The sequence below is a fragment of the Sporosarcina sp. P19 genome (genome assembly GCF_002743165.1).
Lineage (GTDB): Bacteria > Bacillota > Bacilli > Bacillales_A > Planococcaceae > Sporosarcina > Sporosarcina ureae.
The window spans coordinates 205,442-218,745 of sequence record NZ_PDYR01000001.1; the positions used below are offsets into that span (position 1 = coordinate 205,442).

At 39.7% G+C, this 13,304-nt stretch carries 13 protein-coding genes; 9 read left to right on the top strand and 4 right to left on the bottom strand.

Features of this window, described 5'->3' with window-relative positions; translation table 11 throughout:
- Window positions 1–74 precede the first annotated feature (74 nt).
- Window positions 75–1,019: a COX15/CtaA family protein gene (locus CSV74_RS01000; protein ID WP_037561324.1), complete on the bottom strand. Its 945-nt coding sequence runs from the start codon at window positions 1,017–1,019 to the stop codon at window positions 75–77.
- A 374-nt stretch (window positions 1,020–1,393) separates the two neighbouring features.
- Here CSV74_RS01000 and cyoE point away from each other — a divergent pair, with 374 nt between their 5' ends.
- The 7 genes from cyoE (at window position 1,394) to CSV74_RS01035 (ending at window position 7,997) form a co-directional block, all read left to right on the top strand.
- Entirely contained in the window at window positions 1,394–2,311 is a 918-nt protein-coding gene (gene cyoE, locus CSV74_RS01005) for a heme o synthase (protein ID WP_099669471.1), read from the top strand.
- A gap of 102 nt (window positions 2,312–2,413) precedes the next feature.
- On the top strand, window positions 2,414–3,481 hold the full coding sequence (gene coxB, locus CSV74_RS01010; protein WP_099690283.1) for a cytochrome c oxidase subunit II: 1,068 nt from the start codon (window positions 2,414–2,416) through the stop codon (window positions 3,479–3,481).
- Between the two features lie 33 nt (window positions 3,482–3,514).
- Complete coding sequence (locus tag CSV74_RS01015) at window positions 3,515–5,392, top strand: cytochrome c oxidase subunit I (RefSeq protein ID WP_099690284.1); 1,878 nt, start codon at window positions 3,515–3,517, stop codon at window positions 5,390–5,392.
- Window positions 5,392–6,018: a cytochrome (ubi)quinol oxidase subunit III gene (locus CSV74_RS01020; protein WP_029052406.1), complete on the top strand. Its 627-nt coding sequence runs from the start codon at window positions 5,392–5,394 to the stop codon at window positions 6,016–6,018. Before CSV74_RS01015 ends, CSV74_RS01020 begins: the two co-directional genes overlap by 1 nt.
- On the top strand, window positions 6,018–6,365 hold the full coding sequence (locus CSV74_RS01025) for a cytochrome C oxidase subunit IV family protein (protein ID WP_037561321.1): 348 nt from the start codon (window positions 6,018–6,020) through the stop codon (window positions 6,363–6,365). The genes CSV74_RS01020 and CSV74_RS01025 overlap by 1 nt, the downstream gene beginning before the upstream one ends.
- Window positions 6,366–6,586: 221 nt before the next feature.
- Window positions 6,587–7,510 (top strand): cytochrome c oxidase assembly factor CtaG, encoded by a 924-nt coding sequence (ctaG, locus tag CSV74_RS01030; protein ID WP_029052404.1) that lies wholly within the window; start codon window positions 6,587–6,589, stop codon window positions 7,508–7,510.
- 49 nt (window positions 7,511–7,559) lie between these two features.
- A complete protein-coding gene (locus tag CSV74_RS01035) occupies window positions 7,560–7,997 on the top strand; it encodes a DUF420 domain-containing protein (RefSeq protein ID WP_099690285.1) in 438 nt (145 codons plus the stop codon).
- A gap of 126 nt (window positions 7,998–8,123) precedes the next feature.
- On the opposite strand, the gene ytvI is transcribed toward CSV74_RS01035, so the two are convergent.
- Both ytvI and CSV74_RS01045 read right to left on the bottom strand, forming a co-directional pair.
- Entirely contained in the window at window positions 8,124–9,179 is a 1,056-nt protein-coding gene (ytvI, locus tag CSV74_RS01040; protein ID WP_029052402.1) for a sporulation integral membrane protein YtvI, read from the bottom strand.
- A 103-nt stretch (window positions 9,180–9,282) separates the two neighbouring features.
- On the bottom strand, window positions 9,283–9,642 hold the full coding sequence (locus CSV74_RS01045; RefSeq protein WP_029052401.1) for a YugN family protein: 360 nt from the start codon (window positions 9,640–9,642) through the stop codon (window positions 9,283–9,285).
- 328 nt (window positions 9,643–9,970) lie between these two features.
- On the opposite strand from CSV74_RS01045, the gene CSV74_RS01050 reads away from it, so the two are divergent.
- On the top strand, window positions 9,971–10,987 hold the full coding sequence (locus CSV74_RS01050; RefSeq protein ID WP_158231723.1) for a CAP domain-containing protein: 1,017 nt from the start codon (window positions 9,971–9,973) through the stop codon (window positions 10,985–10,987).
- On the opposite strand, the gene CSV74_RS01055 is transcribed toward CSV74_RS01050, so the two are convergent.
- A complete protein-coding gene (locus CSV74_RS01055; RefSeq protein WP_099690286.1) occupies window positions 10,984–11,715 on the bottom strand; it encodes an amino acid kinase family protein in 732 nt (243 codons plus the stop codon). The genes CSV74_RS01050 and CSV74_RS01055 overlap by 4 nt on opposite strands.
- A 111-nt stretch (window positions 11,716–11,826) precedes the next feature.
- Between CSV74_RS01055 and CSV74_RS01060 the strand changes: the two genes are divergently transcribed.
- Window positions 11,827–13,239, top strand: coding sequence for a Mur ligase family protein (locus CSV74_RS01060; RefSeq protein ID WP_158231724.1), 1,413 nt, complete (start codon window positions 11,827–11,829; stop codon window positions 13,237–13,239).
- The last annotated feature ends 65 nt before the right edge of the window (window positions 13,240–13,304 follow it).

Genomic DNA, 13,304 nt, shown 5'->3' on the forward strand with positions numbered 1-13,304 from the left:
TGGAAGCTGTTTTTTGCTACATTTGTATACAAAAATGAACAACAGCCTGTAAATAGCTACTACGCGCTCTTGTGTTACTTCTTCAGTCGGCTGCGAGATACTAGAAGAACTAGATATGTTAACAAACCAAATAGTAAAGTGATGAATAATGAATGCAACAATGCAAAGTAGAGATTTAATTTAGTCAGTACAACAATCATCCCTGTTGTTGCTTGTGCAAGTACTAGACCAAATGCTGTAATCCAACCCCAGTAAATCACACGTTGATCACTATACTGTTTAATGGCTTTGATAGCGATGAACCCAATCCATACGACAATCAATGCTGCAGCTAAACGGTGACCCATCTGGATCCACTCATACATATTGTTCGGTAAACTGAATTCGTTGTTACGGCACAAAGGCCAGTCAGAACATACAAGACCTGAGTTAGTATGACGAACAAGAGCACCGGTATAGATCACAACGTATGAGTAAATGGTTACGCCAATAGTGTGGAAACGTAATGATTTCTCTATACGTATTTTATCTGCGTCAAACTTCTGGTCTACTTCAAAAACCAATAAAGTCAGTAGGAAGACGGACGCAAAGGATATAAGTGAAATCCCAAAGTGCAAGGCCAGTATAAAATCACCTTGTCCCCACAATACTTGCGCTGCTCCAATCAAAGCTTGGAGAATTAAGAAAAATACTGCCATAAAAGCTAAAAACTTTGTTTCGCGGACATGACCAAGTGCTTTCCATGACCATACAGCCAATATGACGATGAAAATACCTACCGAACCTGTAACTAACCGGTGTGAGAATTCAATTAATACTTCTGCTGTGATGACGTCTGGAATGAGTTGTCCATTACACCCTGGCCAATGTCTTCCACACCCCATACCGCTGTCGGTTTTGGTAACTAGTGCTCCACCAAGTAAGATCGCGAGCATTCCGATCGTGGAAGCTACACCAAACCATTTTAAATATCTGTTGTATCGCAAGTACGAAACACCTTCTTCTATTGAATTGACCATTATAAGGTCGATTTACGTAAATTTTTGCCCGAATTCCAGAAATACTTATATAGAGATATATAGTTGAATTTCAAGGGTTTCTGTAGAATCCAAGCATCTATTGCAAACTTTATGATAACGAAAAACTGAAGGAAACACAATGCATGAAGGCAATAAACCACTGATGTATAAGGCTTTTCACAAATTGTTCATAAAATAGTCTCTTTAACTTCACAAATGAGAGTCAGAAATGCATTACTATATAGAAGGTGAAGGATAAAGACACAAAGGTTGCACAAACCGCTATAAATTGAGAAATGGTCTGGAAATTTCGGACGATTTTAGATATAGTAGGTGATAGGGTCTTTGCTGAAAACTATGAAAGGAGGGTTATTATGTCAAACGGTCGAACGCTTTCGACAGTTGCAGATCCAAAAGTAGAGACAATTACCTTGTGGAAAGACTTTTTGGCGCTGATCAAGATAGGAATTGTCAACTCGAATTTGATCACTACGTTCACCGGTCTTTTTTTGGCATTTCAATTCACTGGTATAAGTTTTCTCCATAACTTCGATCTACTGGTATTTGCGATTCTGGGTACTGGATTGATCATTGCATCTTCAGGTGCTATGAATAACTTGATTGATCGCGATATTGATCCCGTCATGTCGAGAACGAAATCGAGACCGACAGTAACAGGTAGATTTAAAGCTCCCGCTGTGATGACGTTAGCCGTTACATTCCTAGTGGCTGGAGAAGTATTATTATTCTCTGCTTCACCTATGGCAGGTTGGCTTGGCATCTTGGGTGTATTCGCTTATGTTGTTTTGTATTCCATGTGGTCTAAACGTAAGCACGTAAGCAATACCGTAGTAGGAAGTCTTTCAGGAGCAATTCCACCCCTAATCGGATGGGCAGCTGTTGATCCTACACTGCCAATGGGAGCATGGGCATTGTTTTTCATCATGTTCATATGGCAACCACCGCATTTCTATGCGTTGGCTATGCGTAGAACAGAAGAGTATCGGGCGGCTAACATTCCGATGTTACCAGTAGTAAAAGGATTTGAGCGGACGAAAAAGTCGATGCTCATGTGGGTATTGTTACTATTTCCACTACCTTTCTTGTTACCACAGCTCGGTACCGGATTTATAGTATTTGCAACACTGTTGAATGTTGGGTGGCTTTATTTAGCTATTAAAGGATTTAAAGCCAAAGAAGATTTGAAGTGGGCAACGGGGATGTTTGTATATTCTTTAAATTATATGACAATCTTGTTTGTATCCATGATTATTTTCTCTATATTCATCTAACGTATCGGAATTCTTTCTTTAAAACAGGAATTCATCATAAAGGGGCACTCAGTTCTCCATAGTAGAAAAACATTTTTTTAGAAAGAGAGGTATTAGTTAGCGATGATTAAAGGACTCAAAAAGTGGCGTCTCTTTTCTTTACTAGCGGTTTTCGCTTTGTTCATGGCAGGTTGTGGTAATGAAGAAATTTCAACCTTCCAACCAGCAGGACAAGTCGCTAATGACCAGTTCAAGTTGTTGCTATTAGCATCCGGAATTATGTTACTGGTTATCATTGTAGTAGTAATTATTTACACTGTTGCATTATTCCGCTTCAGACGTTCGAAGTTGGGTGAAGATCACATACCAGAGCAAGTGGAAGGAAGTCACACACTTGAGCTGCTTTGGACATTCATTCCAATAGTATTACTTTTGATTCTTGCTATTCCTACCGTTCACTACACGTATAAATTAGGTGATGTGAAAGCAATGGAAGCAGTAGATGATGATGGTAACGCTGAAAACTTAGTAGTAGACGTTACTGCAAAGTTATATTGGTGGGAGTTCGAGTATCCTGATCTAGGTATTGTGACTGCTCAGGAACTAGTAGTACCTACTGATGAAAAAGTTTATTTCAACTTGATTGCAGCGGACGTAAAGCACTCATTCTGGATTCCGTCAGTTGGCGGTAAGCTAGATACGAACGTTGAAAACGTGAATAAATTTTATCTGTCATTTGAGAAAGAATCTGAAGGCTTGAAAGACGGCGTTTTCTACGGAAAATGTGCTGAGCTATGTGGACCTTCTCACGCATTGATGGACTTTAAAGTAAAAACATTACCGAGAGATCAATTTGACAGCTGGGTAGCAGCTATGCAAGAAACAGCAGAAGAACCTGTTGTTGCTAATGCTGACGGCGAAGAAGTCTTCTCTCAAAGCTGTATCGGTTGTCACGCAGTTTCGGGTGTAGGTGAGTCTGGTGCACAAGGACCGAACTTGGCTACATTCGGTGATCGTAATCGTGTAGCAGGTTTCCTTGAACACGATGAAGAGAATCTGAAAGACTGGATTCGTGATACACAGAAACATAAACCTGGCAATACGATGCCTTCATTCAGTAAAGATCAAATTTCTGATGAAGACTTGGATGCATTAGCTGAATACTTGATGGGCTTAAAAGTTGCAAAATAATTTTCAAGCGGAAATTGAATAGGAGGTAACACAGTGAGTTCAGTTGCTCAAAAAAGTGGCTTTGGCGCAACGCTATGGGATTGGCTGACAACAGTCGACCATAAGAAGATCGGAATTCTGTATCTCCTCGGGGGATTATTCTTCTTCGTTCTAGGTGGTATTGAAGCGATGATCATTCGTCTTCAATTGATCACACCAAACAACGATCTCGTAAGCGCAGGGCTTTTTAATGACTTAATTACAATGCACGGAACAACCATGATTTTCTTGGCAGCAATGCCTATGCTCTTTGGTTTTATGAACGCGATCATGCCTCTACAAATTGGAGCACGTGACGTTGCGTTCCCATTCATCAACTCATTAGGTTTTTGGATGTTCGCATTTGGTGGATTATTCCTTAACATTTCGTGGTTATTTGGAGAGGTTCCAGATGCTGGATGGACGTCTTATGCGTCATTATCACTTCATTCACCAGGACATGGTATTGATTTCTATGCAATTGGTTTACAAATCGCGGGTGGCGGTACGTTAATGGCGGGGATTAACTTCCTAGTAACAATCATTAACATGCGCGCTCCGGGGATGACGTATATGCGTATGCCTTTATTTACATGGACTACGTTTGTTGCGTCAGCGATGATTCTATTCGCATTCCCTCCGTTGACAATTGGATTGTTCTTCCTGACATTTGACCGTATGTTTGGTGGTAACTTCTTTGATCATACGATGGGTGGAAACACGATTATCTGGGAGCATATTTTCTGGATCTTCGGACACCCTGAAGTATATATCTTAATTTTACCTGCATTCGGTATTTTCTCTGAAGTATTCTCTGTATTTGCTCGGAAGCGTCTGTTCGGTTACACAGCGATGGTATTTGCGACAGTGCTAATCGGTTTCCTAGGATTCATGGTATGGGCTCACCATATGTTTACAGTTGGACTTGGACCGACAGCGAACGCAATATTTGCGGTAGCTACTATGGCGATTGCTGTACCTACAGGTGTTAAAATCTTTAACTGGTTGCTGACAATTTGGGGCGGTAGTATTAAAGTTACGACTCCAATGCTTTATGCTTTAGGTTTTATTCCTTCATTCGTAATGGGTGGAGTAACAGGTGTAATGCAAGGGGCAGCACCACTTGATTATCAGCTACACGATTCTTATTTCATCGTAGCTCACTTCCACTACGTAATTGTAGGTGGGGTAGTACTAGCTATTTTTGCAGGCCTTCACTACTGGTGGCCAAAAATGTTCGGTACTATGTTGAATGAATTATTAGGTAAAATTACTTTCGTATTCTTCTTTGTCGGTTTCCACTTGACATTCCTAATTCAGCACTGGTTAGGTTTCTGGGGAATGCCACGTCGTGTTTGGACATTTATGGATGGACAAGGTTGGAACCTTGCGAACTTCGTAAGTACAATCGGTGCGCTATTAATGGCAATTGGTTTTACAGTAATGGTGATCAACATCATTATGACAACTATTAAAAATGAGCGTGTTGGAAACGATCCTTGGGGCGACGGACGTACACTTGAGTGGGCGATTCCATCTCCACCACCTTTCTATAACTTCCCAGCAACTCCATTAGTTCGTGGTTTAGACACTTTGTGGATTGAGAAGATGGAAGGTAGTAAGGAAATGATTACACCAGCTGAACCAATTACGGACATTCATATGCCGAACGGTTCAATTATCCCAATGTTGATGACTCTTGGATTATTCATTGCCGGATTCGGTGCAATGTTCCATCAAGAAACTTCATGGGGACTAGGAGTATTGATCTTTGGTCTTGCTTTCACATTCATAACAATGGCAATGCGTTCATTGAAAGATGATCTTGGTTACTACGTAACAAAAGAGCAAATCTTGCAGGATCAAGAAAATATTAAAAGGGGGCGTAACTAATGGATTTGAATACAAAATTCACCCCTGAAACATGGCCTGCTCATCCTGAGAGAGCTACTTTGGAAGCAAAGAATAAATTCGTTGGTTTCTGGCTATTCCTTGGTGGAGAGACAATTCTCTTCGCTACGTTGTTCGCAACGTATATGGCTTTGAAAAACAAAGGTCCAAGTGGCTTTGGTTTCACAACGCAAGAACTATACACATTACCGTTAGTATTTGTTATGACAATGCTTCTTTTAACATCTTCACTAACAAGTGTATACGCGATGTATCATTTGAAGAGTTTTAATTTCAAAAAAATGCAACTTTGGTTAGGGATTACCGCTTTATTAGGACTTGGATTCTTGATGTTAGAAGTGTATGAGTTCTCTCATTACGTTCAATTAGGATTTACGTTCAGTAATAGTGCATTCAGTTCCGCGTTCTATACTTTAGTAGGAACTCACGGATTCCACGTGGCAGTTGGTTTGGTATGGATCACTTTGTTGATCTTCCGTAACTCTAAGCGTGGATTGAACTTGTATAACGCAACTAAGTATTATACATTTTCTCTATACTGGCACTTTATTGACGTAGTATGGGTATTCATCTTTACTGTAGTTTACTTGATGGGAGTGATTGGTTGATGTCAGAAGTTCAAATGATTAAAAGATCACCTGCTGAACAGTCACTGTCTCAACGTCGAGCAAAAGAATCAATGCGCAGCCAAGTAGCGATGTTTTCTTTGATGATTTTCTTAACACTTGTATCGTTTTCTATGGTGTTTGCTCATCTCAATGACGTTCCTGGTTTCTCAAAATTCTTTATCATTCCTACATTATTCCTTTTTGCAGCTGTACAAGTTGGACTTCAACTATACTACTTCATGCATATGAATGAAAAAGGACACGGTATTCCACAAATGTTTATGTTTACAGGTGCAATGTTAGGGTTCTTGCTCCCACTTACATTTGTAACAATCGTTTGGTGGTAAGCAACAAAAGAGCTTATGGATTCTTCCATAAGCTCTTTTTCTATTCACTTTTAGGTAAAATTGTCAAAGTTCGTACATTGAGTTATGCGTTGTAAGCTCGTATAATAGGCAGTAGGAAAGACTTTCGTTAATTTTGTGCTGTGGTGGAATATATAGTGAATACTTCGGCACTATACACAGAATAGATTCAACGAATGGATTATTAAAGGAGAGTGGTTGTTTTGCCGTTAAGTATATTTGGGTTTAGGGCTTTATGGAGTCCTTATTTTTTAATAGCGATAGCACTTGGAATCGTTCTATATTATCTCATAACAGTTAAATGGCGAGATCGTTTCGAAGGGTCACGACCGTTGACTAAACAACAAGCTGTTTACTTTTTATCATCCATGGTGTTGCTGTATATTGTCAAAGGTTCACCAATGGATTTAATCGGTCATATATTATTTTCCGTTCATATGGCTCAAATGGCTATATTGCTTTTAATTGTAGCACCATTTTTCATCATCGGGATACCGAACTGGGTATGGGAAAAGCTATTATCACGGACGATTTTCAAAAAAATATTCATGGTTTTGACTAAGCCGCTCATTAGTTTGTTAGTATTTACATTCATGTTCTCGATGTATCACTATCCACTCATATTAGATCAGGTGAAGTTAAGTTTGCCATTACACACTATTTTCACCATCACACTTTTCTTCTCCGCTATTTTTCTCTGGTGGCCTGTAGTGAATACAGTAAAAGGACAACCACAATTACATGGTTTGAAAAAAATCGGTTATGTAATATTGAGCGCTTTGCTCATTACACCCGCTTGTTCGTTAATCATCTTCGTGGACGTACCTGTGTACGAAACATACAGCAGTGGTGAAGCATGGCTGCAAGCGATGGCGCTCTGTGTGCCAAGCGGAACTCTAGCTGGACTGTCAGGCCTTGGCATCTCTGGACCTGAGCTATTTACAAATATGCCTACGCTCTATGATCAGCAATTAGGCGGTATATTGATGAAAGTCATCCAAGAACTCGTTTATGTAGTTATTATTGGACGTATTTTCTTAAGCTGGTCACAGTATGAAAAAGATAATGCGGACGAAATTACTAGACAAGATTTACTCAAACGCCAGAACTTAACTATGCATGGCTGATTGATCTAAGAGGAGTTAGTGTCGGATGTGACTACCACTATTACCGACTATCAGTACGTTTTTCATCATCTTATCTGCTATTTTGGTTGCGATTGGTTGGAATTTGATACGACAAAGAAAAATAGAAGCGCACCAAAAAACGATGATCGCAGCAGTTGTGTCTGCAGTACTGTTCTTTATCATTTATATCTCTAGAACGGTATTTATAGGCAATACAGCTTTTGGTGGACCTGATGACTTGAAAATTTATTACACAGTATTTTTAGTTTTCCACATCATATTAGCAACGACAGGGGCCTTCTTTGGAGTTATTACGATTCATGTAGGCTTGAAGAACAATCTGGCACGGCATCGTAAAATCGGTCCTGTCACAAGTATCATCTGGTTCTTCACAGCCATTACAGGAGTCGCTGTATACTTGTTGCTGTATGTCTTTTATAAAGGTGGAGAAACTACTTCTGTATTTAAAGCGATTCTTGGTGTTTAATATTTCGCGTAAAAACTGAAGTCACACCCTAAAGGGAGTGGCTTCAGTTTTTTATCTAGCCAATTCGTATTATTGTACGCTATGCATACTAAAAGGGATTCCTTCACTGAGGAATCCCTTTTAGTATTAAATTTTGAAATTCAGTTTAATGATGCCTGCTTCTCTTGCGGTATTAAAGAGTATGACGAGCATTGGTCCAATGAAGAAACCGAGGATGCCAAATAGTTTCAAACCGATGAACATCGCAATCAAAGTAGGCAATGGAGACAAGCCAATTTGGGAGCCCATTACTTTTGGCTCGATAGTTCTTCTGATAACTAATAGTATTACGGCTAAAATTGCTAATTTTGTACCCATTGCGATATCGCCTGAAATATACTGATAGATCGACCAAGGTGCCAAAATAATGATGGAACCGAGTATCGGAATGATATCAATAATCCAGATCACCAAAGCCATAACTACAGCATATTTAGGGATAATCATTAATAAGCCGATAAAGGAAACGGCTAGAATGATTAAACTGACAAGCATTTGAGCTTTGACGAATCCTAGTATGACAAACCGTAATCTGCTCATCATATAGTGTACTTTTTCTGCAGTGGCTTCTGTTAAATGAAAATAAAAAGTCTTTTTCAAGTTGGGCAATTCCAACATGAACAAAAATAGTGCGATCATGAACACAATAAAGCTGACAAGGAAATTTGGAATATCCGAAATCAAAGCCAAAATTCGATCATAACTCAAAAGTGTGATAATCGAAATACGAATGGATTCAATAATTTCATTGAATTCGTTCTCGAGCATAGCCAAAATATCTTCAGGCATGCCTACCGTGTACTGAAATAGTTTGCTTTGTGTGTTAATCCATACACTTGAGAGGGAATTTAAGTAGTTCGGAATTTCTTTTGTGAAATGAACTATTTTACCGATCAGTGTGGTGACGGTATAGAAAAGTAATAGCACACTGATTCCAACAAAGACAATAAAATTCACAATGACCGAAACTTTACGTTTCCATTTAAATCGTATCTCTACCCATTTTACAAGTGGATCTAAAAAAAGTGCCGTTAGCAACGCCAAAATAATGGGAATGGAAACGGGTAAAATAAAGAATATAATGACCAATAGTATGATGATACTGAATGCAATCATGATATTTCGTTTTGTAAGAAATTTCAAAAGTCATCGTCCTCCACGTAGATACTGTTTTTATTATAACCAAATTAGTGGAGTAATAGTAGAAAAGCCGAAGAACATTTAGCTCTTCGGCTTTTTCATATCATTACAAACTATATTGCTTTAACTCATCATATACTTTCTTTAACGTTAGTTCACAGTCTTTAACTAAGCTAGCAGGGAAGTTTTCTTCTTCGCCATACTCCACACCGTGTGGGTAGTAGTGCTTTCCTAGAACTGGTTGCTTTAGACGAACTGTAGCTTTTCTACCATCGATGTCGCCTTCAACGAGTTCACCGAAAACGCGCAAATAGTATGTACCTTCTTTAACAATATACTTCTTGTCGAAAGTTACACGCTCATAATCCCATTGACCGTCAATTTCAAGATTGTTCTTATTCATAATTTCTTCCATTACTCGTAAATCTGCTACAAGGCCTTTAAGACCAATATTTTCAACATACATCTGTATATCCCCCTCTATGTTCGTCCTGACGAATACGTATACTATTATATCATAAAACAAATCGATTTTACTTGCAATGACAACATTGTGTCAACGCTTTCTTTCCCGGCTTATATAGATGACTATAGTGTGTGTCTTCTGTACAATATAAGAAAGTTACCATTTTGACTAGATGTTCATCTTGACTAAATATTCAGTCGAGATGATTTCTACCGATACGTCATACTATTATAAGAGTAGCATATAAAGTGGAAAGGGAGATAACATGTGGAGAGTAGGATGGAAGATTCTTGTTTTGCTTTTGATTGTAATGGGAGTCTATTATTTCATGACTGATAAAGTAAGTGAAAATCTACCGCTGGAGTCACCAGTACAACATGGCTCGCCGATTGCAGTGCCTGAAAAAGGTCCGTCGATCGGTGGGGAAGGTATGCCGAGACCTGAAGAAGGCATGTCAGTACTTGTCGGACAGAAAGTCGATAAGATTGAAGAGCAATTTGGCAAACCTTCTAGGATTGAACCATCGAGTTTTCAGTATGAATGGTGGGTATATACGGAAGAACCACGTTTTATGGCGGGGGTTTTGAATGGGAAAGTGAATCAAATATATACTGCTGATGGCGCATCAGATGTAGCACCGTTTAAAATCGGACAAAATGTACAGGAGATTCACCGCTTTACACCGATTGAATCAGAGATTGATGTAACGATTCAAGAAAATATTTATACATTTTCATTAAATAGCGACGATATTAAAAACCGTATCCTGATACCATATGAGAATTTATTTGTGCAATTATATATAGATCAAGTAGATGGCGGGATTGAAGGTGTGCGATTCATTAACCCGAGTACTTTAGTGAAACACCAACCCTATGATATGACCTATCTTGGAGAAATGATCGAAGCGCCAAAACCAACATCAACTGTTCAGACTGAAGTAGATCGTGCGATGGAGCGACAGACGTTTGAATTGACTAACCAAGTGCGTGAAGAACATCAACTACCTCTTTTATCATATAGTGATAAGCTGGCCACACTTTCAAGAAAGCATAGCCAGGAAATGATATTCCGTAAATATAGTTCTCATGAGGAAGGACCTGTAGAAGTGTTTGCCGAGCGTTTAAAAGATGTTGGACTAACTCCAGGCAAGGCAGGCGAAAACATTGCATTTAATTATATCGATGCAATTGAAACTGTGCATGGCTGGTTAAATTCTCCAAAACACCGGGATGTCTTGCTGAATCCGAACTTCACGCATACCGGCATTGGTGTTTATAATAAATACTACACCCAGTCTTTTATAGCGCAGACTGAATCAGAAAATTCCATACATGACGACTAAGGGAGAATCCATGTACCTTCCTCGTTTGATGCGATGCCTCGTATATGAAGGGGCATCGCTTTTTGCTTTGCATAAACCGCTGCTTTTTCCTGAATAACGGGTCGATTACATTTTAGTAATGGGAGGAATTCATCAAATGTGAGCCGATCGAATCGCTTATAGTTAGAAGTAGTATGAGGATCTGCAGACATGACACCGGGTACATCTTTGAAAAACTCTACATGGCGGGCGTGCAATGCAGAAGCTAATGCGATTGCTGTCAAATCACTGCCACCTCTACCAAGAGTCATAAACTTTCCTTGTATATTCATCCCTTGAAATCCAGGGACGATGATACATGAGTGAGTTTGAAGTGTATTGACGATATGTGTACTATTAATTTTATCAATCGTTGCATTGCAGAATTCTCCCGATGTCCGAATGCCTGTATTTTGTCCATAGATAATCGTGTTGTCTATCCCTTCCGTAGATAATTCTGCAGATATTACGGCTGCAGCGATTAATTCACCGCATGAAGCAGCCAAATCTCTCGCTTCGCTGGATTTCGAGAAGGAGTCCGTAAGGGTAAGCAAATCGTCTGTGGAATAGGCGTCGCCTTCTCTACCCATTGCAGAGACTACAACGATGACGGCGCGGTGTTTCGACAAGGCCTGTCGAATATGCTGAATACACTTTGCTCGTTGTTGTTGATTCTGCATGGCAATTCCTCCAAATTTCTGGATAATCATAGAATCCCAACTTTCTTCGTGACATTCTTCTTATGCCTTTCATAGAATACTTTATGCTTCGTTTCATTATATTCTCTGAAGAATAAAATGTTCGGGAAGGGGCGAGAAACCTTGCTATTATCTGAATTACTTAAGGATTGGCCATGCACTATATTACAAGGCTCAATTCGACGAACAATTGATGGAATTACGGAATCTTCTAAGAGGGTCAAGAAAGATTATGTATTTGTAGCAAAGAAAGGAGTTGTGTCTGATGGAACGACATTTATTGAAGAGGCGATATCAAACGGAGCCAAAACACTAGTGATCGATCGGGATAACATAGACCTAACAAGCATACCGGTGGAAGTTACGGTTGTTCTAATTCCCGATAGTTCATTATTTATTTCATATGGAAGCGCGAAGTTTTCAGATAATCCAGCTGAGGAATTACTCATCATCGGCGTTACGGGAACAAACGGTAAAACAACAGTGAGTCACTTTATCGGACAGTTGTTAAAAGAGCTCGGGCATAAAACAGCTGTTATAGGAACGACAGGTCTTTATATTGACGGGAAGCTGACGGAGACGATTCAAAATTCCATGACGACGATACCAGCTGAACAATTTCATCCTATTTTACGCAGATGCATGGAGCAACAGGTGACCCATATTGTTCTCGAAGCATCTTCGATTGGGTTATCCACTAATCGTTTAGCGCACTGTCCGTTAACTGTAGGTGTTTTTTTAAATATTGGAATGGATCACTACGCTGAACATGGAGGTAGACAGCGATACATCGATGCAAAAAAGCTACTAATTCCATTGGCTGATCAGCTAGTGATCAATGAAGATGACGAAACTTGTCGTGTTATAGGAGAAGGGTTGTCTGAACCACCCATTTATTTCAGCAGACGACATATTAATGGCAAGCAGCAACCAAAGGTACTACTCCCTAATCTAGGTCACCATAATGAAATGAATGCAAGAGCGGCTATAGGGGCTCTAATGGCGCTCGGTTATTCATTACGAGCGATAAAACCTCATTTGCATGCTCTGCGACTTCCGACTGGACGCCTAGAGAAGTACGAAGAGGCAGGGGTTGAAGTATATGTAGATTATGCGCACACGCCCGATGCCTTGCAAGCGGTGTTGGAGGCATTGTCAGAGTCCACAAAACGGCTGATTACTGTATTTGGATGTGGAGGGGAAAGAGACCGTGAGAAACGGCCGCAAATGGGTGCAGTAGCTGCTCACTACAGTTCACATGTAATTTTGACTTCAGATAATCCGAGAACAGAAGAGCCGTCTCAAATTATTGTGGATATTTTGTCGGGCATGGTAGGATTTGCAACACCTGTCGAAGTCTTCATCGATCGTCACCAAGCAATCCGCTACGCTGTCACACAAGCACAACCAGGAGAGATTGTACTCATTGCAGGTAAAGGACATGAACAAATACAGCAAATAGAGAATCAGAAGATGCATTTTTGCGATATGGAAGAAGTGAAAAAATCGTTTAGTTATAGAAATGCCAAAAAGTAAAAATCTTAATGAATAGTCGAGACGCCAGTTTTTTGTTATGATAGTTGTGATAGGAGGTGCGGCAA

Excerpts from the sequence above, each read along its gene's own strand:
- CSV74_RS01000 (WP_037561324.1), bottom strand. The coding sequence starts at position 1,019 with ATGGTCAATTCAATAGAAGAAGGTGTTTCGTACTTGCGATACAACAGA.
- cyoE (WP_099669471.1), top strand. The coding sequence starts at position 1,394 with ATGTCAAACGGTCGAACGCTTTCGACAGTTGCAGATCCAAAAGTAGAG.
- coxB (WP_099690283.1), top strand. The coding sequence starts at position 2,414 with ATGATTAAAGGACTCAAAAAGTGGCGTCTCTTTTCTTTACTAGCGGTT.
- CSV74_RS01020 (WP_029052406.1), top strand. The coding sequence starts at position 5,392 with ATGGATTTGAATACAAAATTCACCCCTGAAACATGGCCTGCTCATCCT.
- CSV74_RS01025 (WP_037561321.1), top strand. The coding sequence starts at position 6,018 with ATGTCAGAAGTTCAAATGATTAAAAGATCACCTGCTGAACAGTCACTG.
- CSV74_RS01045 (WP_029052401.1), bottom strand. The coding sequence starts at position 9,642 with ATGTATGTTGAAAATATTGGTCTTAAAGGCCTTGTAGCAGATTTACGA.
- CSV74_RS01050 (WP_158231723.1), top strand. The coding sequence starts at position 9,971 with ATGACTGATAAAGTAAGTGAAAATCTACCGCTGGAGTCACCAGTACAA.
- CSV74_RS01055 (WP_099690286.1), bottom strand. The coding sequence starts at position 11,715 with ATGATTATCCAGAAATTTGGAGGAATTGCCATGCAGAATCAACAACAA.